Annotated in this window: 22 protein-coding genes, 1 pseudogene and 1 riboswitch; of the genes and pseudogenes, 3 read left to right on the forward strand and 20 right to left on the reverse strand. The window is 38.3% G+C overall.

Annotated elements, in window-relative coordinates; genetic code table 11:
- Window positions 1-17: 17 nt before the first annotated feature.
- The 20 genes from OC529_RS09060 to OC529_RS09155 form a co-directional block, all read right to left on the reverse strand.
- The gene (locus OC529_RS09060; protein WP_262081988.1) at window positions 18-776 is read right to left on the reverse strand and encodes an ABC transporter permease; all 759 of its coding nucleotides are present in this window, start codon (window positions 774-776) and stop codon (window positions 18-20) included.
- Complete coding sequence (locus tag OC529_RS09065; RefSeq protein ID WP_000647659.1) at window positions 739-1,029, reverse strand: MTH1187 family thiamine-binding protein; 291 nt, start codon at window positions 1,027-1,029, stop codon at window positions 739-741. The genes OC529_RS09060 and OC529_RS09065 overlap by 38 nt, the downstream gene beginning before the upstream one ends.
- Before the next feature lie 68 nt (window positions 1,030-1,097).
- Window positions 1,098-1,200: riboswitch (TPP riboswitch) on the reverse strand.
- Window positions 1,201-1,282: 82 nt separating this feature from the next.
- Entirely contained in the window at window positions 1,283-2,629 is a 1,347-nt protein-coding gene (cbpD, locus tag OC529_RS09070; RefSeq protein WP_262081989.1) for a choline binding-anchored murein hydrolase CbpD, read from the reverse strand.
- A gap of 193 nt (window positions 2,630-2,822) precedes the next feature.
- A complete protein-coding gene (locus OC529_RS09075; RefSeq protein ID WP_000128619.1) occupies window positions 2,823-3,089 on the reverse strand; it encodes a Veg family protein in 267 nt (88 codons plus the stop codon).
- 1 nt (window position 3,090) lies between these two features.
- Window positions 3,091-4,443, reverse strand: a complete 1,353-nt coding sequence (gene dnaB, locus OC529_RS09080; RefSeq protein WP_173269513.1) for a replicative DNA helicase — start codon at window positions 4,441-4,443, stop codon at window positions 3,091-3,093.
- 43 nt (window positions 4,444-4,486) lie between these two features.
- Window positions 4,487-4,939, reverse strand: a complete 453-nt coding sequence (gene rplI / locus OC529_RS09085) for a 50S ribosomal protein L9 (protein WP_000864213.1) — start codon at window positions 4,937-4,939, stop codon at window positions 4,487-4,489.
- On the reverse strand, window positions 4,936-6,909 hold the full coding sequence (locus OC529_RS09090) for a DHH family phosphoesterase (protein ID WP_173212929.1): 1,974 nt from the start codon (window positions 6,907-6,909) through the stop codon (window positions 4,936-4,938). The genes rplI and OC529_RS09090 overlap by 4 nt, the downstream gene beginning before the upstream one ends.
- A gap of 203 nt (window positions 6,910-7,112) precedes the next feature.
- Window positions 7,113-8,051 carry a DUF561 domain-containing protein gene (locus OC529_RS09095; RefSeq protein ID WP_050242825.1) on the reverse strand — a complete coding sequence of 313 codons (939 nt, stop codon included), beginning with the start codon at window positions 8,049-8,051 and terminating at the stop codon, window positions 7,113-7,115.
- A 105-nt stretch (window positions 8,052-8,156) separates the two neighbouring features.
- Window positions 8,157-9,074 carry an MBL fold metallo-hydrolase gene (locus OC529_RS09100; protein WP_050242826.1) on the reverse strand — a complete coding sequence of 306 codons (918 nt, stop codon included), beginning with the start codon at window positions 9,072-9,074 and terminating at the stop codon, window positions 8,157-8,159.
- Between the two features lie 3 nt (window positions 9,075-9,077).
- On the reverse strand, window positions 9,078-10,190 hold the full coding sequence (locus OC529_RS09105) for an acyl-CoA dehydrogenase family protein (protein WP_175880403.1): 1,113 nt from the start codon (window positions 10,188-10,190) through the stop codon (window positions 9,078-9,080).
- Between the two features lie 15 nt (window positions 10,191-10,205).
- Window positions 10,206-11,114 (reverse strand): LysR substrate-binding domain-containing protein, encoded by a 909-nt coding sequence (locus OC529_RS09110; RefSeq protein ID WP_160109916.1) that lies wholly within the window; start codon window positions 11,112-11,114, stop codon window positions 10,206-10,208.
- A gap of 297 nt (window positions 11,115-11,411) precedes the next feature.
- Window positions 11,412-12,065: a 3-oxoacid CoA-transferase subunit B gene (locus OC529_RS09115; RefSeq protein ID WP_050242829.1), complete on the reverse strand. Its 654-nt coding sequence runs from the start codon at window positions 12,063-12,065 to the stop codon at window positions 11,412-11,414.
- A 1-nt stretch (window position 12,066) separates the two neighbouring features.
- Entirely contained in the window at window positions 12,067-12,789 is a 723-nt protein-coding gene (locus OC529_RS09120; RefSeq protein ID WP_050242830.1) for a CoA transferase subunit A, read from the reverse strand.
- Between the two features lie 16 nt (window positions 12,790-12,805).
- Window positions 12,806-13,585 carry an enoyl-CoA hydratase/isomerase family protein gene (locus OC529_RS09125; protein ID WP_175880404.1) on the reverse strand — a complete coding sequence of 260 codons (780 nt, stop codon included), beginning with the start codon at window positions 13,583-13,585 and terminating at the stop codon, window positions 12,806-12,808.
- Between the two features lie 604 nt (window positions 13,586-14,189).
- Entirely contained in the window at window positions 14,190-15,368 is a 1,179-nt protein-coding gene (locus tag OC529_RS09130) for an acetyl-CoA C-acetyltransferase (RefSeq protein WP_050242832.1), read from the reverse strand.
- A 17-nt stretch (window positions 15,369-15,385) separates the two neighbouring features.
- Window positions 15,386-16,231: a 3-hydroxybutyryl-CoA dehydrogenase gene (locus tag OC529_RS09135; RefSeq protein WP_050242833.1), complete on the reverse strand. Its 846-nt coding sequence runs from the start codon at window positions 16,229-16,231 to the stop codon at window positions 15,386-15,388.
- 81 nt (window positions 16,232-16,312) lie between these two features.
- Window positions 16,313-17,521 carry an acyl-CoA dehydrogenase family protein gene (locus OC529_RS09140; protein ID WP_050242834.1) on the reverse strand — a complete coding sequence of 403 codons (1,209 nt, stop codon included), beginning with the start codon at window positions 17,519-17,521 and terminating at the stop codon, window positions 16,313-16,315.
- A 526-nt stretch (window positions 17,522-18,047) separates the two neighbouring features.
- Window positions 18,048-18,596 carry a ribosome hibernation-promoting factor, HPF/YfiA family gene (gene hpf / locus OC529_RS09145; RefSeq protein WP_050142688.1) on the reverse strand — a complete coding sequence of 183 codons (549 nt, stop codon included), beginning with the start codon at window positions 18,594-18,596 and terminating at the stop codon, window positions 18,048-18,050.
- A gap of 79 nt (window positions 18,597-18,675) precedes the next feature.
- Window positions 18,676-19,338 (reverse strand): ComF family protein, encoded by a 663-nt coding sequence (locus OC529_RS09150; protein ID WP_262081990.1) that lies wholly within the window; start codon window positions 19,336-19,338, stop codon window positions 18,676-18,678.
- A complete protein-coding gene (locus tag OC529_RS09155; RefSeq protein WP_262081991.1) occupies window positions 19,335-20,633 on the reverse strand; it encodes a DEAD/DEAH box helicase in 1,299 nt (432 codons plus the stop codon). Before OC529_RS09155 ends, OC529_RS09150 begins: the two co-directional genes overlap by 4 nt.
- Before the next feature lie 56 nt (window positions 20,634-20,689).
- On the opposite strand from OC529_RS09155, the gene OC529_RS09160 reads away from it, so the two are divergent.
- From OC529_RS09160 to cysK, 3 genes and pseudogenes are all read left to right on the forward strand, one after another.
- Window positions 20,690-21,325 carry a YigZ family protein gene (locus OC529_RS09160; RefSeq protein WP_000395743.1) on the forward strand — a complete coding sequence of 212 codons (636 nt, stop codon included), beginning with the start codon at window positions 20,690-20,692 and terminating at the stop codon, window positions 21,323-21,325.
- Window positions 21,326-21,418: 93 nt separating this feature from the next.
- A pseudogene (locus tag OC529_RS09165) lies at window positions 21,419-21,514 on the forward strand (PH domain-containing protein); the annotation flags it as partial.
- 96 nt (window positions 21,515-21,610) lie between these two features.
- Window positions 21,611-22,537 (forward strand): cysteine synthase A, encoded by a 927-nt coding sequence (gene cysK / locus OC529_RS09170; protein ID WP_112444666.1) that lies wholly within the window; start codon window positions 21,611-21,613, stop codon window positions 22,535-22,537.
- The last annotated feature ends 24 nt before the right edge of the window (window positions 22,538-22,561 follow it).

Genomic DNA, 22,561 nt, shown 5'->3' on the forward strand with positions numbered 1-22,561 from the left:
TCAGAAACATTCTTATTCTACGAACGTTTCCATTTAATAACATATTTTTCACTAATATCGACCAACTTCATACCCAGAAGACTGATAATCGATACCAGAATAATAATAGCAAACATGGTATCATACTGAAACAGTTTCTTGGACTGAATCATGTAGACACCTAGTCCTTCAAAGCCTCCCAACCACTCAGATACTACTGTTGTGATAAAGGCGTAGGAGACACTGACCCTCAGACCAGCATAAAAGTAAGGCAGGCTGACTGGAATTTTAAAATGCCACAGGATTTGCCAAGACTTGGCCCGCATCAGACTAAACAAGGTCAGCATATCCTTGTCACAATGCCTAAAACCGTCCAAAATGCTGACGATAATTGGAAAGGTTGTCGTCAAGATAATCAAGACAATCTTGGGCAAAATCCCATAACCGAGCCACAAGACCAAGATAGGAGCTATAGCAATGGTTGGAATGGTCTGAACGACCACCATCATAGGGTAAATCAGGTCATTGAGCCAAGTCAAACTATCCATAAGTATAGCCATGAGACAGGCAATCAAGACTCCCAAAATCAGTCCCAATAAAGCCACTCTCAAGGTGGCCCAGCTATGGTGCCAGAGAAATTCTCTGGCACGAACAAAGGACTGGAGAATTTCAAGAGGTGTCGGCAGGATAAACTTGGGGAGAAGTTTAAGAAAACCTGCTAACTGCCAGATTGACAAGACTCCCAGAAAGCCCAATAGACTAATGTGTCGTCTCAGTATACTTTTCAAGTTTCTCATCAATACTTAAAATCTCTCCTACATTTATTTTGACATTGGCAAAGACATTATCTGCCTCCTGCCCTGCCACTTCCAGCGCTTCTTTGAGAATACGCATAAGCTCATCAAACTCCCCTTCCAAGACCGTTTCAAATGGTGTCACCACCATGGTCACTTCTTGAGCTTGCAGATAAGCAATGACCTGATCGATAACAGCAATCCGATCAATCCCCTGTGCTAGGGGTAAAACTTGCAAGGCAATGCTTGCTTTCATAAAAACCTCCTCTTCTCATTTTCCTTTGACAAAAAGAAAAACCTTTACCATATATGGAAAAGGTGCAGAATAGACTAAGTATCGTTCCCTACGCTGGCATTACCCAGATCAGGTGCGGTCGAAGTTTAACACTTCCTCTCAGACTGTACACAGACTCCCATATATTATATAGATATATGATAGCGCAAAATAAGAAAAATGTCAAGGAAACTGCTTACAGAAAAGAGCAGGAAAAATTTCCTACTCCAATTTTCTATACTCGTTCTCCATCACTGTTTACTCTGTAGCCATCCACCGTCGTATTGACAGCTAAGGCACCCGAAGAGTAAGAATAATACCACTTACCAGAAACTTGATACCAGCCTGTTTTCATTGCCCCTGAACTATCCAGATAATACCACGAGCCATTTTCCTTTAACCATCCTGTCTGCATTTCACCAGATGATTTCAAATAATACCAGCTAGAACCATCTTTCAACCATGCCGTTGATTTAGACCCATTTGATTTGAAATGATACCAACTACCATTTATTTTCTTCCAACCAACAGTCAATCCATTATTTGAGCTATAATTAGAGCTATTTCCTGATTGATTCTGATAATTCTGTGAAGAGGTTACTCCCTCTAGCTGGATATAGCGACGACTTCCGTTATAAGCCGTATAACTCAACCACTTGTAGCCGTCTTTTTCGAGAATTTGATCATAATGAACCTTCTCCCCAGGATAATAGTAATCAATCGCAGTTGCGCTAGCTAGGGGTTCAGTTTTGATAGCAGACTTAGACTTGAAATAATGTGTTCCTCCTGTTGAAGAAAGACTAGAATTACCTAGAGGATTTTTATTCACAGCCTCCAATTGAACATAACGATAGCTTCCGTTATAAGCTGTATAACTCAACCACTTGTAGCCGTCTTTTTCGAGAATTTGATCATAATGAACATTCTCCCCAGGATAATAGTAATCAATCGCAGTTGCGCTAGCTAGTGGCTGATTTTTGATAGCAGACTTAGACTTGAAATAATGTGTTCCTCCTGTTGAAACTGAGGTTTGACTATTCCCAACACTGCCACCAGCCAAATCTTTAAAATGAATAAATCCTGTCATCGTATTTGCTTTTATACTTCGTTTATTATAGGCTTCTGTATAACCATAGTTATATTCCTCGATCTCAATCTGATCTCCCATTACATTTGACACCCAGGCAACATGCCCATAAGTTCCTGCAGTAGACCAAGCAATGGAGCCAATCGTCGGTGTATTATCTACACGATAGCCTTCACGACGAGCACGATGCCCCCATTCATTCGCATTTCCATAAGCCCTTGGAATCTCAAAACCATTGACATTACTCAAACGAAAGGCTGCAAAAGAAGTACACTGACGAGAATACATGCGCCACTGATCAATCTCCTGGCTCCCATTTTTATAATAAACAGGATAATCATCCCCTCGCGCAATCGATCCATTTCCTCCAGAATAGGCATAGACACTATCACTCGCTGCTAACATCAATCCTACTACTAAAAAAGGAACAAGCTTTTTAACTGACATCTTCAAGTAATAACTTGTCCCTCTTACTATAAACGGTAAAATTTTCATTCTTCCTCCTTGAAAATAATATAGTACTCAATGAAAATCAAAGAGCAAACTAGGAAGCTAGGCGCAGGCTGTACTTGAGTACGGCAAGGCGAAGCTGACGTGGTTTGAATTTGATTTTCGAAGAGTATAAATCGAAGATTGCCTTCACTTAAACTATTCGGAGAAAAAAGAAAAAGTGAGAAAATTTCTCACTTTAGTCAAGATAATGAATCAAATTCTTTTCTGTAAGAATATCTGAATAAGTAAAGGATTCAACATAAACATTAGCTTGTTTATCTCCTTCAACGTTCCCAAATTCCACAATAAATAGGGATGGATAAACTTCAATTAGCTTACCCAATCTATTTTTTTGGCGCTTACGTCCATTTTCCAAAGTCATTTCAATTACATGACCCTCATGTGCCTTGATTTCCTCTTTGATTTTTTTCATCTTAGCTACATCTGTAAATGCATCTGTCATTTTATGCCTCCCTTTTTGAGATACTTGAAAATTTATTGTATTCTTTTTGGAAAATCAATTCCACTGTTCCACGAGCTCCACTACGGTTTTTCTCGATAATAACTTCCACCTTATTATTTGGGATACCGTCCTCTTCTTCACCACCACGCTCATAGTAATCGTCACGATAGAGAAAGGCTACGATATCAGCATCCTGCTCAATAGACCCAGATTCACGAATATCAGACAAGACTGGTCTTTTATCCTGACGTTGTTCTACACCACGAGACAACTGACTCAGAGCGATTACTGGAACCTTCAATTCCTTGGCTAGGATTTTCAACTGACGTGAAATTTCTGAAACTTCTTGTTGGCGGTTTTCTCGCCCAGTTCCCGTGATAAGCTGCAAGTAATCTATCAAAATCAAACCTAGATTGCCCGTTTCTTGAGCCAGTTTACGAGAGCGAGAACGAATCTCTGTAATTCGAATCCCTGGCGTATCATCGATATAGATACTGGCGTTGGCTAAATTACCTTGAGCAATGGTATACTTTTGCCACTCCTCATCAGTCAATTGACCCGTACGGATAGAATGCGATTCCACCAAACCTTCTGCCGCCAACATACGATCCACTAGACTTTCCGCACCCATTTCCAGTGAAAAAATAGCAACCGTTTTGTCTAACTTAGTCCCAATGTTCTGAGCAATATTCAAGGCAAAGGCTGTCTTACCAACCGCTGGACGGGCTGCTAGGATAATCAACTCCTCCTCATGAAGTCCAGTCGTCATATGATCTAAGTCACGATAGCCTGTCGCAATACCTGTAATATCGGTCGTTTGTTGCGAGCGAGCTTCCAGATTTCCAAAGTTGAGATTCAACACATCTCGAATGTTCTTAAATCCACTTCGATTAGCATTTTCGCTGACATCAATCAGCCCTTTTTCTGCCTGAGCAATGATTTCATCAGCTGGTTGCGAAGCCTCGTAAGCTTGATTGACAGACTCTGTCAACTTGGAGATTACTCGCCGTAGCATTGCTTTTTCTGCAACGATTTTAGCATAATACTCCGCATTAGCAGAAGTTGGCACAGAATTGACAATCTCAACTAGGTAAGACAGGCCACCAATATTCTGCAAATCACCTTGATTATCAAGGATAGTACGAACCGTTGTTGCATCTATAGCATCGCCACGATCGGATAAATCAACCATAGCTTGGAAAATCAAACGATGGGCATACTTAAAAAAGTCCCGAGACTCAATATATTCTCGCACAAAAACAAGTTTACTCTCATCAATAAAGATAGCCCCCAAAACAGATTGCTCAGCTAAGATATCTTGAGGTTGTACTCGTAACTCTTCTACTTCTGCCATCAGACTTCCCTTCCTTTTACAATCTTGTCAAGAAGGTGTAAACTTATCCTTCTTTCACACGAAGATTGATTACACTTGTGATATCTTGATAGATTTTCACTGGCACATCAATCAAACCAACCGCTCGAATCGGAGCTTGTACTTGAATATGACGTTTATCAATCTTAATTCCAAATTGCTTTTGCAATTCTTCTGCAATCTTCTTATTGGTAATCGAACCAAAGGTACGACCATCTGGACCAACTTTTTCAACAAATTCTACAATAGTTTCCTCTGCTTCTAATTGGGCTTTAATTGCTTTTGCTTCTGCAATCATCTCAGCATGAGCTTTTTCTTCAGATTTTTGTTTACCACGAAGTTCACCTACAGCTTGAGCAGTTGCTTCTTTGGCTAGATTCTTTTTGATAAGAAAGTTTTGCGCATACCCTGTTGGTACTTCCTTAATTTCGCCTTTTTTACCTTTTCCTTTGACATCTGCTAAAAAGATTACTTTCATTCTTCTTTCTCCTTTTCCTTTATTTCATTTAATACAATCTCTGTCAGTTTTTCACCTACTTCTGACAAGGTTGAATCCTTAATTTGAGCTGCTGCCAAATTAAAGTGGCCTCCACCTCCCAGCTCTTCCATAATCCGTTGTACATTCAGCTTACTACGACTGCGAGCTGAGATAGAGATAAATCCTTGTGTATTCTTCGCAAGAACAAAACTCGCTTCAATACCTGACATAGCTAACATGGCATCTGCTGCCTTACTAATAACAACTGTATCATAGCATTTCGAGTCCGTAGCCTCTGCTATCAATACATCTGAACCTAATTTACGCCCCTGTAAAATCAGTTCATTGACCTCACGATATTCTTCAAAATCTGTCGCAGCGATTTCTTGGATAGCAATACTATCGCTTCCTCTCGTTCTGAGATAGCTAGCAACATCAAATGTCCGACTAGTCACTCGTGAGGTGAAATTTTTAGTATCCAGCATCATACCAGCCATTAAAACACTTGCCTGCATACGACTCAGACGATTTTTCTTAGAATTCTGGAACTGAATCAATTCTGTTACTAACTCACTGGCACTGCTTGCACCACTTTCGATATAAGTAATAACTGCATTGTCTGGAAAATCCTGATCCCTTCTGTGGTGGTCAATAACGATGGTCTGTGTAAACAAATCATAAAATTCTTTTGATAATGTTAAGGCTGTCTTTGAATGGTCTACAAGAATCAACAAAGAACGATTGGTCACCATCCCCATTGCATCCTTAACAGACAACAACTTCGTAACTCCTTCTTTTTCTAAGAATGAAACAGCTCGTTCAATATCTGGAGACATTTGTTCTTCATCATAAAGAGCATAGCTATTTTCAATCACATTGCTGGCGAATAACTGCATACCTACAGCAGAGCCCAAGGCATCCATATCTAAATTTCTATGTCCAACTACAAACACTTGATCCACACTACGAATCTTATCAGATATGGCTGTCATCATTGATCGAGTACGGGTACGAGTGCGCTTGATGGACGCAGCCGACCCACCGCCAAAGTAGACTGGATTTTTCGTTTCATCATTCTCCTTGACAACCACCTGGTCGCCACCACGTACTTCAGCCAAATTCAAGTTAAGCAAAGCAACTTTCCCTATTTCATCATGATTTCCATCGCCATAAGAAAATCCCATACTTAAGGTCAAGGGCAACTGCCTCTGTTTCGACTCTTCTCTGAAAGCATCAATAACAGAAAATTTATCATTCATCAAGCCCTCAAGCACCGTATAGTCCGTAAATAGATAAAATCGATCCATACTTACCCGACGAGAAAACATCATGTATTTTTCTGAAAACTCTGATATAAAATTAGCTACAAAACTATTGATTTGACTAATATCTGACTCAGAAGTTGCATCCTCCAAATCATCATAATTATCCACAGAGACAATCCCAATCACTGGTCGACTTGTTACCAATTCATCTGTTACGGCTTGCTCCCTGGATACATCTACAAAATACAAAACACCGGAAGAAGCATCCATATGAACAGCATAACGCTTCTCACCCAGCTTGGCATAAGTAGACGGATTTCCTACTGAAGCCTTGATAATCGTTTGAACAGCTTCCAAATCAAAATCGCCATCTTCCTTGGTCAAAATCAATTCAGCATAGGGATTAAACCACTCAACCTCTCCAGAAGATAAATTCAATTTCATAACACCTACAGGCATCTGTTCCAATAGAGATGTCAAACTTTCTTCCGCTTGGTGGTTTACATACTGTATCTGTTCTACATCACTCCTTGTATAATGCACTCTCAGTTTCTTAAATAAAAAAACATAGCCTCCTACAAAAAGAAACAAAATTAAAAGCGTCAACAGATTATTATTAACAAAAATAATGAAAGTGGATAAGACTCCAAACGCAATCAATCCTACTAGAATAGGAAAAATTGGACTTACATAAAATTTTTTCATTCCAAACCTCTTGGCACCCATTATACCATAATAACCCTCAAAAAGCGACTTTTAAAGAAGTTTATGGCTATTAGCATTAACAGTTTAGCTGTGAGTTTATACATTCAGTCTCTATTTCTTCTTGATTTGAACATAAAAAATAGAGGAAGAAGTAGTCATCCTCTATTTTCTTCATTAACGATAGTTTCTTTAACTAAAAGAGACTATTCTCCAACTTCTATCTGAAGACCTTTCAATCTTTCTTGAGCTTGGCTTACAATAGACTCTATAATAAACTTACAAGGTTTGATTTCTTTGACTAACCCCGCAATCTGACCACTCATCATTGAACCATTTTCTGTATCTCCTTCATAAACCGCTTTAGAAAGAGATCCGATAGTAATTTCCTCTAATTCCTCACGGTTAGTTCCTTTTTGCTCTAATTCAATATAATGATCAGTCATGGCATTTCGGATGCAACGAACTGGTGCCCCAGCAATCCGTCCAGTAACAGCAGTTGCCGTGTCATTTGCCTCCAAAACTGCTTCTTTGTACTCTGTAGCAATCGGACACTCATCTGAAGCTAGAAAAACAGTTCCCATCTGTACACCTGCTGCTCCTAAAGCAATGGCTGCAGCTAGCCCTCTACCATCCGCAATTCCTCCTGCTGCGATAACAGGAATCGTAACAGCATCTACAATTTGCGGGATAAGAGCCATAGTATTACTTTCTCCGATGTGACCACCTGCTTCTGAACCTTCTGCAATAACAGCATCAACTCCGAGTTCTTGCATTTTTTGAGCATGTTTCACACTAGCAATAACTGGAATAACCTTAATTCCAGCTTCCTTCAAATAAGGCATGACATGTTTTGGTGTTCCCGCCCCAGTTGTAACAACAGGTACTTTTTCTTCGATAATAACTGTAACAATATCTTTGATATTCTTCATCATCAACATAATATTGACACCAAAAGGCTTATCTGTCAACTTTCTTAACTCACGAATTTCTTCACGTAACTGTTCTCCAGTCATCCCACCGGAGGCAATAATTCCCAATCCCCCAGCTTCTGATACAGCTGCAGCTAATTGATAATGAGAAATTTGAGCCATAGCTCCTTGAAAAATTGGATATTTAATTTGTAAAAGTTTTGTAATAGACATGTGAATACTCCTTTATTTTCTGTTGCTTCTTGTTGGCGTATGGGTAGTCATCCCACCTGATCCAAGTCAACAAGAAAATGAAATCATTTGTCTCCTTATATACGACTATCCTAAAAAAATTGGTTTGCGATCTTGCCTATCTGTAAAAGGAATTATTGGAGGTCGAGAGCGTGGCACATAATCTACAAATTCTTTACCTTCTTTATCAAACTGGGCGACTGCTAAAAATTGATCATGATAAAAGAAAAATTTATAGTCATTTTCAAAAGCTTGACGGAGCCACTTCTCTTTTGCCAAGATTGATTTCATAGGGTAATCATCCACTGCAGGAACCCACAGAGAATTCCGATGAACATGTGTCAACATCAAATCTCCCATATGAATCATCGTATCCTTTCCTTGTTTCAATAGAATAATACTATGACCATTACTATGACCACTCGTACGAATCATTTGAATTTCTGGAATCACATTAATGTATTCTGAAAAAGTTGTTACTTGCTTTTCAATTGGTTCCCAGTTTTCTCTAAGATAAGTGCCTTTTGTCCGATTATTAGGATTTCGCATTTCATACCATTCGACATCGTTTACAATGATTTTTGCTTTGGGATACTTGGATACCAAGTCTCCAGAGACATCCCTATAGGTCAAACCACCTGAATGATCATGATGCATATGAGTCATGAGAACAACATCAATCTGACTAGTAGTCAATCCTAAGAGTTCCAAACTCTCCTCAACCCTGCTCTCTGATAAAATACCTAAATTTCGTCTTTGTTTTTCTGATAATTTAGCTGTATCAAAACTAGTATCAATAAGGTAATTTTTCTCCTTATATTGAATCAAAATTGGATCTGTTAGCTCAGCCATCATATTATCCTCATTGGTTGGATAATAGCGCGACCATACAACTTTAGGAACAGGGCCAAAAAGTGTTCCTGCATCAGTTAATTTATCTGCACCACGTAGCCAAGTCAACTTCATATCATGGAACTGGTATTCCTGTAGTGTGAGATTTGTCATTCTTTACTCCTTTAGCCACTGACAGGCAATTCGCTTGCGAATCGAATCTCCTGATTTACCATACATTTCAAGCGTTTTAGCATCTTTTAAATACCGGTCAATGGGAATATCTTCCACAGTATGCAGAGGGCTCATCAACCGAATAATATCCTCAGAAATCTCCAAGGCAACTTTTGTTGTATAAAGTTTAATCTGACATACAAACAAAAGTGCATCTCCCATGTTATCTTGATACGAATTAAAATACGCTTTTGCTGAACACAATTTTGTATACAAGTCTGCAAACTGATACTGATAAACAGTTGCATCTAGTAAACGCTTGCCAAATCCACGTTTAACTTTCACAAAAGACAATCCTTTTTCAAATGCACCTTCAGCAACTCCGAGGGAGACTGCACTAAGACCAAGCTGTAATTTTTGAAGAATATCATTCAATTGTTCAGCACCTGATAAGCTCAAACCCAATAATCTGTCTTGCGTCAGAAGCACATTGTCAAAGGCAACAGAACTGATGGGTAACCCCTTTAGACCTGGTTTACTAATGTCATCACCAATAACAACACCTGGGTCTCTTGTATCGACTATGAAAAAACCAAAAGAATCTTTTCCCCCATCTGCTTCTATCTTCGCAAGGATCAATAAAATATCAGCAAATCGACAATTAGACACAATTGATTTTTCACCTGATAAACGCCAACCAGTAGCTGTTTTCGCAGCAGTAGTTTCAATTACTGACAAACTTTCCATGGATTTTCCTTCAGAGAATCCCAAGCCTACTAATCTCTCACCTTTGACTAATGATTCAAGATAATGAGACTGCTGGTCTATGGTTCCAAAGCGCATAAAAGGGTAGATTCCATAGTAAGCTTGAGTCAATAAAATTGTAGAAAATGCTGGAAAATACTTTGCAATCAGACGAATAAGAGTTAGAAAAGGTACAGTCGCCCCATCAAGCTGACTATCTACACAAGAGGAAAAAATATTATATTTATCAATAAATTTAGAGAGTAACTCTCTCGGAAATTGATTTTCATCCTCCCTGTTCCTCAAATAGGGTAAAAGTAAATTCCGTAACTCTGCATCCAGTTCATGCTCCAAGGCATTATTATCAATCATCATCTTCACCTCAATTTAATTATCAGCAACAGGTTGGTAATAATCCCTCAATAGCTCTTCGTAAACATATGATTCAACCTCACTATAGGAAGATTTATATGGTCTACAAAACCAAATATTAAATGGAATCGGATCTTTAAAAGTCACTGCTTTAAAGCGACTACTATCTACTAGATGGCTAATCGGTTTAGGTAAAATCGCGATTAAGTCCGTTTGGTAAGTTGACTCAACCAAAAAGTCCCATGTAGAGGAAAGATAAGCAAATTTAGGAGAAATTCCCTGTGAAGCGAATTTTTCAGTAACCAAATCATAAGTAGTAAAGGACTTATTAAAGGTTGCTATCTCATAGTCAGATATATCTGACCATTCCAGCAATCCTTTATCTGAAAGTGGATGATTTTTATCCATATAAGCAACATACTCATCCAGTTGGATAACATGCTGATCAAACTTCTTTGTATCCAACAAGGTAGGCTCAATCAAAAATGCTAGGCTCAAATCTCCTTCCGTCATTTTTTGACGAATTTCTTTTCCCCCTCCTTCTGTCACTTGTATATGGATATGAGGGTTATTTTTGAAAAATTGTGGAAGCAAACTAGCAAAATACACACGTAAAATCAAGGATGGAATTCCAAGGTTTATTGTCCCTTTTTGTTTTTGCGCTTCACTATGAATCATGGAAAGCATTTCTTCATGACGATTCACAATCTCAGTAGCAAACCGATAAATCTTTCTTCCAGCTCCAGTGAGACTTTCTAATCTCCCATTTTTTCTATGAAATAACTGAACCCCTTCAGTCGCTTCAAAATTTGTTACAAACTGACTTAAGGCAGACTGACTGATGTGGATTTTTTTCGCAGCAATGGAAAGATTACATCCACATTCTATAATATTGATAAAATAATTCATTTGAATAATATCCACTGGCCAATCACCTCTCTTTCCTTCGCTACTATAGATACTATCTTTTTCACCAAACTTATACGCAAACAGGAAACTCTAAACTAACACAAGCTCAGTTCTATCTCCGTTATTTATACAAGCTACCCAATAATTAAATCTTATAGCAAATCATATAATTTAGAAATCTTTCAACCTCTTTTCATTAGGTATAGTCTGTTAGATAACTATTGCACTCTCATTTATAAATCGCTTACAAAAGTTATCAATATATATCATACCACACTATGAAAAAAATAGCTTCCTAACGATTGCTCATTATCAAATAGGCATGATTTTCAAATCATCTGAAACAATAACATCTCCGTCTGTCTTTTCAAGGACTTCCTCTAAAGTCACACCAGGAGCTAATTCCTTCAATAAGAATTTACCATCTTGGATTCCAAAAACAGCTAAATCAGTAATAATCAAATCCAATACTCCTTTAGCTGATAAAGGAAGGGTACACTCTTTCAACAATTTTGATTGACCATCCCCTGTCGTATGTTGAATCGCACCAATAACACGTTTTGCTCCAACCAGTAAGTCCATAGCACCACCCATACCTGGGGCAAACTTACCTGGAATAATCCAGTTTGCGATACTACCGTCTTGGCTCACTTCAAGTGCACCTAATACTGTAGCATCCACATGACCTCCACGAATAATCGCAAAAGATGTTTGCAAATCAAACAAGGCGGCTCCTGGCAACAAGGTGATTGGGGCACCTCCCGAATTTGCCAAGTTTGCATTGTATCCATCTTTGGTAGGGGTTTCCCCAAAACGAAGAGCTCCATTTTCTGCTTGAAGAATGACATTAACTCCCTCAGGGATATAATCGGCAGATGCATTTGGAATACCAAAGCCCAGATTCACAACATCCCCATCTTTAAACTCAAGCGCCACACGTCTTGCAATAATTTCTTTTGCCTTCATTTTAGTTTACCCCCGCAAGTTTCTTAGTCTCTGTCCACAAATCACCCATCATTTTATGATGCTCTTCTGGAGACAATCCCTGAACAACATAATCGACAAGGATACCTGGGATGTAAATATCATTAGGATCAATTTCTCCCACTTCTAACAACTCATTAGTTTCTACAATGACTGTATTAGCTGCCAAAGCTAGCTGAAGTGAAATATTTTTTGTCGTACCGTCCAAGTATAAGTTCCCATACTTGTCTGCCTTCGTAGCCTTAATCAAAGCTACATCAATCTTCAATGGATCATAAATTAAATATTCTTTTCCATTGCGAGTAACCTTCTCCTGATCTTTTTCCAAAATAGTACCTACACCTGTTGGTGTCAATACTGCTCCTAGACCAGCTCCAGCTGCATGTAATCGTTCAACAACAGTTCCCATTGGAGTAAATTCAACTTCCATATTTCCACTGAAATACTCGTGTTGAGCTGCTGCAGACGTTCCTACGTGAGCTGCAATGTATTTTTTAACTTGGTGATTTTCACAAAGACGCCCCACACCGACTTCCTTACCAGGTTGAGATGTTACGACTGATACCAATGTCAAATCTTGCTGGTTTTGAGAAACCAATTCTTCAATCAATTCAAGTGGTTCCCCTACTCCAAGAAAACCTGAAATTCCTACTTTATCTCCTGAGTGAATCAAGGAAATTGCATCCGATAATGTTACAACTTGCATCTTCTATCTCCTCTTTCTATTTACGCTGAAACTCAGCTTTGCGTTTCTCAACAAAAGCGCGCATTCCTTCTACCTTATCTTCTGTTGAGAAGAGGAGAGCTTCAGCTTCTGTTTCTAATCGAATCGCATTTTTCAGTGGGAGTTCTGATCCAACTTGAATAATATGCTTGGCTTTTTCAACTGCCAAAGGAGCGTTTTTCATAATAGAGACTGCCAATTCCTCAGCTGCTGTCAACAATTCCTCGGCTGCCACCAATTTATTCAAGATGCCTAATTCATAGGCTTCTTGACCTTTAACCATTCTAGCAGTAAAAATTAGTTCTTTTGTCTTGCTGGTACCAATTAAGCGAGACATTCTTTGTGTTCCAGCAAATCCTGGAATAATACCTAGGCCTACCTCTGGAAATCCTACAGTGGTCTTTTCGTAACCAATACGAATATCTGTTGATAGAGCTAATTCCAAACCACCTCCTAAAGCATAACCGTTTAGAACTGCAATAGTTGGTTGCGTTAGTTCAGATAGACGGGTAAACGTATCATTAGCATAGGTCATATAATCATGTGCTTGGATAGGAGACATTTGATCCATCTCTTTGATATCCGCTCCTGCAACAAATGCTTTTTCACCTTGTCCAGTCACAATCACAACACGAATATCATCACTTGCTTCAATTTTGTCTAAAACATGATTTAAGTCAGTCAAAACTTCTGAACTTAAAGCATTCAAAGCTGCTGGACGATTTATTGTAAGGTAACCAATCCCATTCTTCTGCTCTAATAAAACTGTTTTACTCATTATTCTGCTCCTACTTAATTTTTTTTGAGTACAGAGTACAGTGTCAACAAATACCGATACCAAATGTAAGAGCTTACATTTTTATGATAACTCATTTAAATCAATTCGTCTACTTAATCTTAGTTTATAATTCTATAAGTACAGCTTATAGTTTAATTTTGCTTCAAATAATCCCCATCAAATGAACGATAGCAATCACATAAATACATATATGAGCATTAAAAAATAGTTCATTTCAACAATATCAACTACCTTAAGTCTAGGAAAATATATAGCGAAGTGAATCTGGACTAGTGCAATATCGTTTCTAAACTAATTGATTTGAATTCAAAAATTAAATTGTTAAATTCTTGTTTCACTTTAATATAGAAGTTACTTCTTAAACGCCTTTTCCTAACAGCTCTACTACAATTCTTATCCAGCAGACTTAGATCTTAATTTAATCTATGTTCCATGGCTGCTACTAACTTACACTATCAAAAATACCTTATCACGCAGCATCATGAAGAGCATGCGTGATAAGGTATAAGAATTATCAGTTTCCAAATAAAACTCTATTTAATAATGGTATATTAAAAGAAAGACACACGACATAAATAGTTCATTAGCGTTCAACGATAAGAGCTGTGCCCATACCGCCTCCAATACATAGAGTCGCTAATCCAGTTTTGGCATCGCGCTTCATCATCTCATGTACAAGAGTCACTAGGATACGACAACCTGAAGCCCCGATTGGATGACCAAGAGCAATAGCACCACCGTTAACATTGACAATATCTGTATTGAAACCAAGCGTTTTACCAACCGCACAAGCCTGGGCGGCAAAAGCTTCATTTGACTCAATCAAGTCAAGATCATCAACTGTCAAATTGCCTTTTTCAAGAGCCTTGCGTGTCGCATAAATCGGTCCACATCCCATAATCTTAGGATCCAAACCTGCGCTTGCATAAGAACGAATGCGAGCAATCACTGGAAGTCCTAATTCTTCAGCTTTGTCAGCACTCATGACCAAGACAGCTGCTGCTCCATCATTGATACCAGAAGCATTCCCCGCCGTAACAGAACCGTCTTTTTTGAAAACAGGACGTAACTTAGACAAGCTTTCCAAGCTGGCATCTTTTCTAGGAAATTCGTCTGTATCAAAGACAACCGGATCTCCTTTACGTTGCGGAATGACCACTGGAACAATTTCTTCTTTAAAGCGTCCAGATTCTATAGCTGCCACTGCTCTTTTTTGTGATTCTAAAGCAAGAGCATCTTGATCATCTCTGCTAATACCATATTCTTCAGCCACATTCTCAGCTGTAATCCCCATATGATATTCGTTGAAGGCATCAGACAACCCATCTTTAATCATGGTATCAACAACGTTAGAGTCTCCCATGCGTCCTCCCCAGCGGAAGTTTGGCAATACGTATGGAGCTTGACTCATATTTTCTGCCCCACCAGCTACGATAATATCAGCATCCCCACACTGAATAGCTTGAGCAGCCAATTGTACTGCCTTCAAACCTGAACCACAAACCTTATTGATAGTAAAAGCTGGTGTAAATTCAGGGAGTCCTGCATGAATACTCATTTGGCGAGCCACGTTTTGACCTAAACCTGCGCCTAGGACATTCCCCATGATCACTTCATCTACCTGCTCTGATTTAATATTCGCTTTTTCCAAAACACTCTTAATTACCAAAGAGCCCAATTCGACAGCTGAAATATTCTTCAAGCTTCCTCCAAAGGAACCCAAAGGAGTACGTACCGCCGATACAATAACTACATCTTTCATGACTACCTCCATTTTTTCTAGTAAGTAAAGAACCCTTCTTTTGACTTACGTCCCAATTTTCCAGCCTCTACCATTTTCTTCAAAAGAGGAGCAGGACGGTATTTTTGATCACCAAATCCTTGGTTCAAAACACCCATAATTGCAAGGCAAACATCCAATCCAATCAAATCGGCCAAAGCTAAGGGACCAATAGGATGATTCGCACCTAGTTTCATTGCCTCATCTATTTCTTCAGCACTAGCAACTCCTTCTCCTAAGATATAAATAGCTTCATTGATCATAGGAATCAATACACGGTTTACTACAAATCCATAAGAATCTTTAACATCAACAGGAGTTTTTCCAATTTTCTTTGTAAGTTCACGGATTTCTGCCACTACTTCATCCGAAGTCTGCAAAGCTTTAATCACTTCAACTAATTTCATCACTGGAGCAGGATTAAAAAAGTGCATTCCAATCACACGTTCTTGGTTCTTAGTTGCGGCTGCAATATCTGTGATAGATAGAGAGGAAGTATTTGATGCTAGAATTGTTTTAGAATCTGTGATTTCGTCCAATTGTTTAAATATACTGAGTTTAATATCACGATTTTCAGTCGCAGCCTCGATAACCAATTGTACATTTTTCGCATCTTCATATGAAGTAGAAGGAATTAAATTGGCAACCACTTTGTCTTTCTCATCTGCAGATAGACGTCCTTTTTCAACCGAACGTTCCAACTGTTTTGTTATGTTATTCAATCCTCGTTGAACAAATTCTTCTTTGATATCATTCAAATAAACCGTAAATCCAGCTTGAGCAAATACTTGAGCAATACCACTTCCCATCTGACCAGAGCCAATTATCATTACATTTGAGATCATTTTTTCTCCTTTTTATTCTAAGTAAATCACGTTATGAAGCAAGGACGATTGAAAACAAACCCTTCAATCGTCCTAGTTCTATTAAACAAATGCACCCAATCCAGTAATTTCACGACCTACAATCAAAGCATTGACTTCGTGCGAACCTTCATAAGTATAGATTGATTCCGCATCTGCAAAGAATCGTGCCACATCTGTTTCCAAAGTAATACCATTACCACCACATGTTTCACGCGCAAGAGCTACTGTTTCACGCATTACTAAGGAGTTATGCATTTTCGCTAGAGCAGAATTGAGCATCAACTCATTACCCTCTTCCTGCATTTCAGCAATACGAGTTGAGTAAGCAAGAGCTGCTACAGCATTAGCTTGCATTCTAGCTAATTTTTCTTGAACAATTTGGAATTTGGCAATCGGACGCTTAAACTGTTGACGATCTTTTGCATATTTAAGAGCTGCCACATATGAACCACATGTTACTCCCATAGCAATATGCGCTACATCGGCACGAGTAAATGTTAGAATACGTGCTACATCTCCAAATCCATTGATGTTAACCAAACGATCTGAGTCTGGAACTTCTACATTCTTCATTGTAATATGACCATTGCGGATACAACGCAGTGCAATCTTATGTGGAATAGGCTCTGCATGGTAGCCAGGAGCACCTTTACGGACAATAAAACATTTCACCTTACCGTCTGCCACATCACGAGCAAATACAGGAACAACATCTGCTGTATCTGAGCCACCAACCCAACGCTTTTCTCCGTTCAAAATCCACTTATCTCCAACACGCTCAGCAGTTGTTGATAGACCACCAGCAATATCAGATCCAGAAAGCGGTTCTGTTAAGGCAAAACATCCTTGCCAGTCAAATGAAGCCAACTTAGGAAGAAATTCTTTCTGTTGTCTTTCATCCCCACCCAATAAAATAGTGTTATAGCAAAGTCCTCCATGAACTGTATAGAACGTTGCGATTGAAGCATCGAAGCGAGCTAGTTCCAAATATAAAAATGTGATGTACAATTCAGATGGCTTATAGCTTCCTTCACGACCTTCAAACAATTTTGGATTGTTCATGATTTGAGCACCCTTAGCGACAGCATAAAATTCTTCAAATGGGAAATCAGGTTTTTCCCAGTATTCGTTGATAACTGGACGTAGATGTTTTTCAATCAAACGACGAGTTTCTTGTAGTACTTCAGCTTCCCCTAATGTTAAACCATCAGCGTAATGAAAAAGATCTTCAGGATATAGTTCACGTAAAATTTCTTGTTTTGTTGCCATAGTAATGACTCCTTCTTTTATTTTAAGAACGCTTACATTTTATTGCTCGCTATTTGTTGACAAATCCATTCTATCTCTTCAACCAGTATTTTGTCTACTTAATAAAAATGAATAGAGCTATAAGTTGAATTTATAGATAGTTCTTCCACTTACTTTTTGAAAATTTATCCATAGCAACAAATCAGCCCTATCTTATATAATCAATAACTGTTTTCTTCCAAACTTCCATTCTACAATCTACATACCCTCTAATGTCTCAGTAATTATTTAGATATCTATTACTCCTCATAGCTACTTGTATTACAAAAGACAAAATAGATAAAAAATACTTAAACTAGACATAATCGCTTTATATAGTGAAATAAAATCTAAACAAATTGACTAGGAAATTCAATCCAATTACTAGCAATATTTTAGCACCCAATACGTTCAACTTTAATTTCAATTAGCTACACAAACTCTCTCTTTCTTGAAATATAAAAAGTGATTTACCCGAAAGTAAACCACTTTTTATATTTCATTTTTCTTAAGATTCTTTAACTTCTAACAAACCAATTTCGCCATCCTCACGACGATAAATCACATTGGTTGTCTGATCTTCAACATCCACATAGATAAAGAAATCATGTCCTAACAAATCCATTTGTAGAATAGCTTCTTCCAAATCCATTGGTTTTAAATCAATTTGTTTTGAACGAACAACTTTAGACTGGACAACATTTGAATCTTCCACCAAGGCATCTGTAAATAATTGACTAGTTGCTACCTTATTTTTATTTTTACGCTCTATTTTTGTTTTGTTTTTACGAATCTGACGTTCAATTTTATCAGTTACAAGATCAATTGAACCATACATATCTTGAGACACATCTTCTGCACGAAGAGTAATAGAGCCAAGCGGAATCGTTACTTCCACTTTAGCAGTTTTTTCACGATACACCTTCAAGTTAACTCGAGCATCCAACTCTTGTTCAGCTTGAAAATACTTTTCGATCTTTTCGAGTTTAGAAACTACATAATCACGAATTGCTTCTGTTACTTCTAGGTTTTCACCACGGATACTATATTTAATCATATGAGTACCTTCTTTCTAAACATTTTTGTTTTTATGATTTTATTATAACGCTTTCATTCTATTTTTGCAAATTTTTTCCTCATCTTACAAGGGAAAATGTTTTTACATCCTCAGCACCAGCTTCTTCCAGCAGTTTCTTCACACGATTTATAGTTGTTCCTGTAGTATAAATATCATCTATAAGTAGGATTTTCTTAGGAATAGTGACTCCACTTTTAATAAAGAAAGGAAGTTCTGTCGCCAAGCGCTCTGAACGATTTTTAGAAGAACTGGCTCTCTCTTCTCTTTTTCCTAGTAAATCCAGATACTCAAAGCCTGCTGCCTCTACCAAGCCCTCAACCTGATTAAATCCTCTGTTAGCATATCTATCAGGACTTAGGGGAATGACTACAAATTGATACTCTTTGTACTTTTTTAACTCCGCACTTAAAAATGAAGCGAAAATTTTTCTTAAAAGGAAATCTCCATCAAACTTATACCGACTGAAAAAATCCTTCATAGCTTGATTGTAAGTGAAAATCGCTCTATGACTGACTTCAACTCCTTCTTTACACCAAAGTTGACAATCTTGACACTTTGTTGACAAACCTGTTTTCATACAATTTGGACAGTTCTCTTCCCCAATTCTTTCAAAAGTAAAATCACAGTCTGAACAAAGACAGGAGTCATCATTCCTCAGAAGCAAGAGACTACTAAAAGTTAAAACAGTCTTCATAGTCTGCCCACATAACAAGCACTTCATAGACCAGCCTCCTTATTCATCATCTGAATTTCCTTAATCGTCTTCTTGATTGAATCATTTAACCCATCATGGAAGAAAAGTAAATCTCCTGTCGGTCTATCCATGCTTCGTCCAACTCGTCCACCAATTTGAATCAAACTAGACTTGGTAAACAAATGATGATTGGCCTCTACTACGAAAACATCAACACAAGGGAAGGTAACTCCACGCTCCAAGATTGTCGTACTGATAAGTATTGTCAGTTCTCCATCTCGAAAAGCTTGTACCTGCTCTAATCGATCCTCTGTTACAGAAGATACAAAGCCAATTTTCTCATTTGGAAATTGCTCCTGTAAGATTTCTTTTAATTGCTCCCCTTTCTTAATTTCTGAAGCAAAAATGAGTAACGGATAAGCTGTCTTTCTCTGCTTCTCAATATAGGACTTTAACTTTGGTGACAACCGATTTTTCTCTAAACAGTGATTAAAATCCGATAACCAGACAGGTTTAGGAATAATCAACGGATTTCCATGAAACCGTCTTGGCAAACTCAATCGTTTTAGTTCTCCTATGCGAACCTTCCTATCTAACTCATCGGTCGAAGTCGCTGTTAAAAAGATTCTCAATCCATTCTCCTTTACACTATTCTTGACAGCGTGGTAAAGCGTGGGATTGTCAACATAAGGAAAAGCATCTACTTCATCCACTATCAGCAAATCAAAAGCTTGATAAAACTTCAATAACTGATGGGTCGTCGCAACAACTAGTGGTGTTCGAAAATAAGGTTCCGATTCTCCATGTAGCAAAGCTATTCCGCAAGAAAAATCCTGTTGCAGGCGCTTATACAGCTCCAAACAAACATCTATGCGAGGACTAGCCAAACACACTGCACCACCTCCATTAATCACTTTAGCCACTACTTGATAAATCATTTCTGTCTTTCCAGCTCCTGTTACCGCATGAACTAAGGTTGGCTCCTGCTTGTCTACTGCTTGAATCAGTCCCTCTGACACCTTCTCTTGAAAAGGAGTTAATTGACCACGCCATTTAAGAACATCTTGCTTCGGAAAATCCTCCTGTGGAAAATAGTATAAAGCTTGATCACTCCTGACTCGCTTCATCAGTAAACACTCCCTACAATAGTAAGCACCGATGGGCAAATACCATTCATCTAAAATAGCACTATTACAACGTTGACAGAAAAGTTTCCCTTTCTCCTTTCTCATTGCTGGAAGTTTCTCCGCCAACTGACGTTCTTCTTCTGTTAATTCATTCTCCGTAAACAAACGACCGAGATAATTTGGATTTACTTTCATACTTCTTTATTCGTAAAAACCTAGCGCTTTAGATGATTTTTTAGTACAATTAAATCATGGAATTTAGAACAATTAAAGAGGACGGTCAAGTCCAAGAAGAAATCAAAAAATCCCGCTTTATCTGTCATGCCAAGCGTGTTTATAGCGAAGAAGAGGCTCGTGACTTCATTACTGCTATCAAAAAAGAACACTACAAAGCTACGCATAACTGCTCTGCATTTATTATTGGGGAACGTAGTGAAATCAAACGTACAAGTGATGATGGCGAGCCTAGTGGCACTGCTGGTGTTCCCATGCTTGGGGTACTAGAAAATCACAATCTCACCAATGTCTGTGTGGTCGTGACACGCTACTTTGGTGGTATTAAACTAGGCGCTGGAGGACTAATTCGTGCGTACGCAGGCAGTGTTGCCTTAGCCGTCAAAGAAATTGGCATCATTGAAATAAAGGAACAAGCTGGCATTGCTATTCAAATGTCTTATGCTCAGTACCAAGAGTACAGTAACTTCCTTAAAGAACATAATCTCATGGAGCTAGATACAAATTTTACAGATCAAGTCGATACGATGATTTATGTTGATAAAGAAGAAAAAGAAACTATTAAAGCTGCACTGGTGGAGTTTTTTAATGGAAAAGTCACTTTAACTGATCAAGGTTTACGCGAAGTTGAGGTTCCTGTAAACCTAGTGTAAACAATAGATAATACAGTGTTTCACTGATATTTTCACCGCTACTTTAATTAGCAACATAAAAAGGTTCTTGCCAAGAGTTACTAGAAAATGAAGCAATTCAAAAAGAAAACTGATAACTTTCTTCTTTACACCTATTTACTAAAATTAACTTATCACAATCGCTTAAAAATTAATGGCTTAGACCTGTGATATAAAAAAATCCTATCACTTCGATAGGATTTCTATATTTTACAAATGGTATAGATAGCGTTATACTAGATATATCTTATACAAAGAGGTATTCATATGTCTATTTATAACAACATTACTGAACTAATCGGTCAAACTCCGATTGTTAAACTAAACAACATTGTGCCAGAAGGTGCTGCAGATGTCTATGTAAAACTTGAAGCATTTAACCCTGGTTCTTCTGTAAAAGACCGTATTGCTCTTAGCATGATTGAAAAAGCTGAACAAGACGGTATTCTGAAACCTGGTTCTACTATTGTTGAAGCAACAAGTGGAAACACTGGTATTGGACTTTCATGGGTAGGGGCTGCTAAAGGGTATAAAGTTGTTATCGTTATGCCTGAAACTATGAGTGTGGAACGACGTAAGATTATCCAAGCTTATGGTGCTGAACTCGTCCTAACTCCTGGTAGCGAGGGAATGAAAGGTGCTATTGCTAAGGCTCAAGAAATCGCTGCTGAACGTGATGGTTTCCTTCCTCTTCAATTTGACAACCCAGCTAATCCAGAAGTACACGAAAGAACAACAGGAGCTGAGATACTAGCTGCTTTCGGTAAAGATGGATTAGATGCCTTTGTTGCTGGGGTTGGTACCGGTGGAACAATTTCTGGTGTTTCTCATGCACTCAAATCAGCAAATTCAAACATTCAAGTTTATGCAGTGGAAGCTGATGAATCTGCTATTCTATCTGGTGAAAAACCTGGTCCTCACAAAATTCAAGGTATCTCAGCTGGATTTATTCCTGATACACTTGATACAAACGCCTATGATGGTATTGTTCGTGTAACATCAGATGATGCTCTTGCACTCGGACGTGAAATTGGTGGAAAAGAAGGCTTCCTTGTAGGGATTTCTTCAGCTGCAGCTATCTACGGAGCCATCGAAATTGCCAAAAAATTAGGTTCAGGTAAAAAAGTCCTTGCTCTAGCACCAGATAACGGTGAACGTTATCTCTCTACAGCACTCTATGAATTTGAAGTTTAGTCTCCTAAATACAATTGGCCCTTA

Origin of the sequence: Streptococcus sp. Marseille-Q5855 (genome assembly GCF_946901985.1) — a bacterium.
In the GTDB taxonomy this organism is placed as follows: Bacteria; Bacillota; Bacilli; order Lactobacillales; family Streptococcaceae; genus Streptococcus.

Bases quoted from the DNA above. Each gene is read 5' to 3' on its own strand.
- OC529_RS09160 (WP_000395743.1), top strand. From the start codon at position 20,690: ATGGAATTTAGAACAATTAAAGAGGACGGTCAAGTCCAAGAAGAAATC.
- dnaB (WP_173269513.1), bottom strand. From the start codon at position 4,443: ATGGCAGAAGTAGAAGAGTTACGAGTACAACCTCAAGATATCTTAGCT.
- hpf (WP_050142688.1), bottom strand. From the start codon at position 18,596: ATGATTAAATATAGTATCCGTGGTGAAAACCTAGAAGTAACAGAAGCA.
- OC529_RS09060 (WP_262081988.1), bottom strand. From the start codon at position 776: ATGAGAAACTTGAAAAGTATACTGAGACGACACATTAGTCTATTGGGC.
- OC529_RS09130 (WP_050242832.1), bottom strand. From the start codon at position 15,368: ATGAAAGATGTAGTTATTGTATCGGCGGTACGTACTCCTTTGGGTTCC.
- OC529_RS09105 (WP_175880403.1), bottom strand. From the start codon at position 10,190: ATGATTGATAATAATGCCTTGGAGCATGAACTGGATGCAGAGTTACGG.
- OC529_RS09065 (WP_000647659.1), bottom strand. From the start codon at position 1,029: ATGAAAGCAAGCATTGCCTTGCAAGTTTTACCCCTAGCACAGGGGATT.
- OC529_RS09120 (WP_050242830.1), bottom strand. From the start codon at position 12,789: ATGCAAGTTGTAACATTATCGGATGCAATTTCCTTGATTCACTCAGGA.
- cbpD (WP_262081989.1), bottom strand. From the start codon at position 2,629: ATGAAAATTTTACCGTTTATAGTAAGAGGGACAAGTTATTACTTGAAG.
- OC529_RS09115 (WP_050242829.1), bottom strand. From the start codon at position 12,065: ATGAAGGCAAAAGAAATTATTGCAAGACGTGTGGCGCTTGAGTTTAAA.
- cysK (WP_112444666.1), top strand. From the start codon at position 21,611: ATGTCTATTTATAACAACATTACTGAACTAATCGGTCAAACTCCGATT.
- OC529_RS09095 (WP_050242825.1), bottom strand. From the start codon at position 8,051: ATGTCTATTACAAAACTTTTACAAATTAAATATCCAATTTTTCAAGGA.
- OC529_RS09140 (WP_050242834.1), bottom strand. From the start codon at position 17,521: ATGGCAACAAAACAAGAAATTTTACGTGAACTATATCCTGAAGATCTT.
- OC529_RS09075 (WP_000128619.1), bottom strand. From the start codon at position 3,089: ATGACAGATGCATTTACAGATGTAGCTAAGATGAAAAAAATCAAAGAG.
- OC529_RS09155 (WP_262081991.1), bottom strand. From the start codon at position 20,633: ATGAAAGTAAATCCAAATTATCTCGGTCGTTTGTTTACGGAGAATGAA.
- rplI (WP_000864213.1), bottom strand. From the start codon at position 4,939: ATGAAAGTAATCTTTTTAGCAGATGTCAAAGGAAAAGGTAAAAAAGGC.
- OC529_RS09135 (WP_050242833.1), bottom strand. From the start codon at position 16,231: ATGATCTCAAATGTAATGATAATTGGCTCTGGTCAGATGGGAAGTGGT.
- OC529_RS09090 (WP_173212929.1), bottom strand. From the start codon at position 6,909: ATGAAAAAATTTTATGTAAGTCCAATTTTTCCTATTCTAGTAGGATTG.
- OC529_RS09125 (WP_175880404.1), bottom strand. From the start codon at position 13,585: ATGAGTAAAACAGTTTTATTAGAGCAGAAGAATGGGATTGGTTACCTT.
- OC529_RS09150 (WP_262081990.1), bottom strand. From the start codon at position 19,338: ATGAAGTGCTTGTTATGTGGGCAGACTATGAAGACTGTTTTAACTTTT.
- OC529_RS09100 (WP_050242826.1), bottom strand. From the start codon at position 9,074: ATGACAAATCTCACACTACAGGAATACCAGTTCCATGATATGAAGTTG.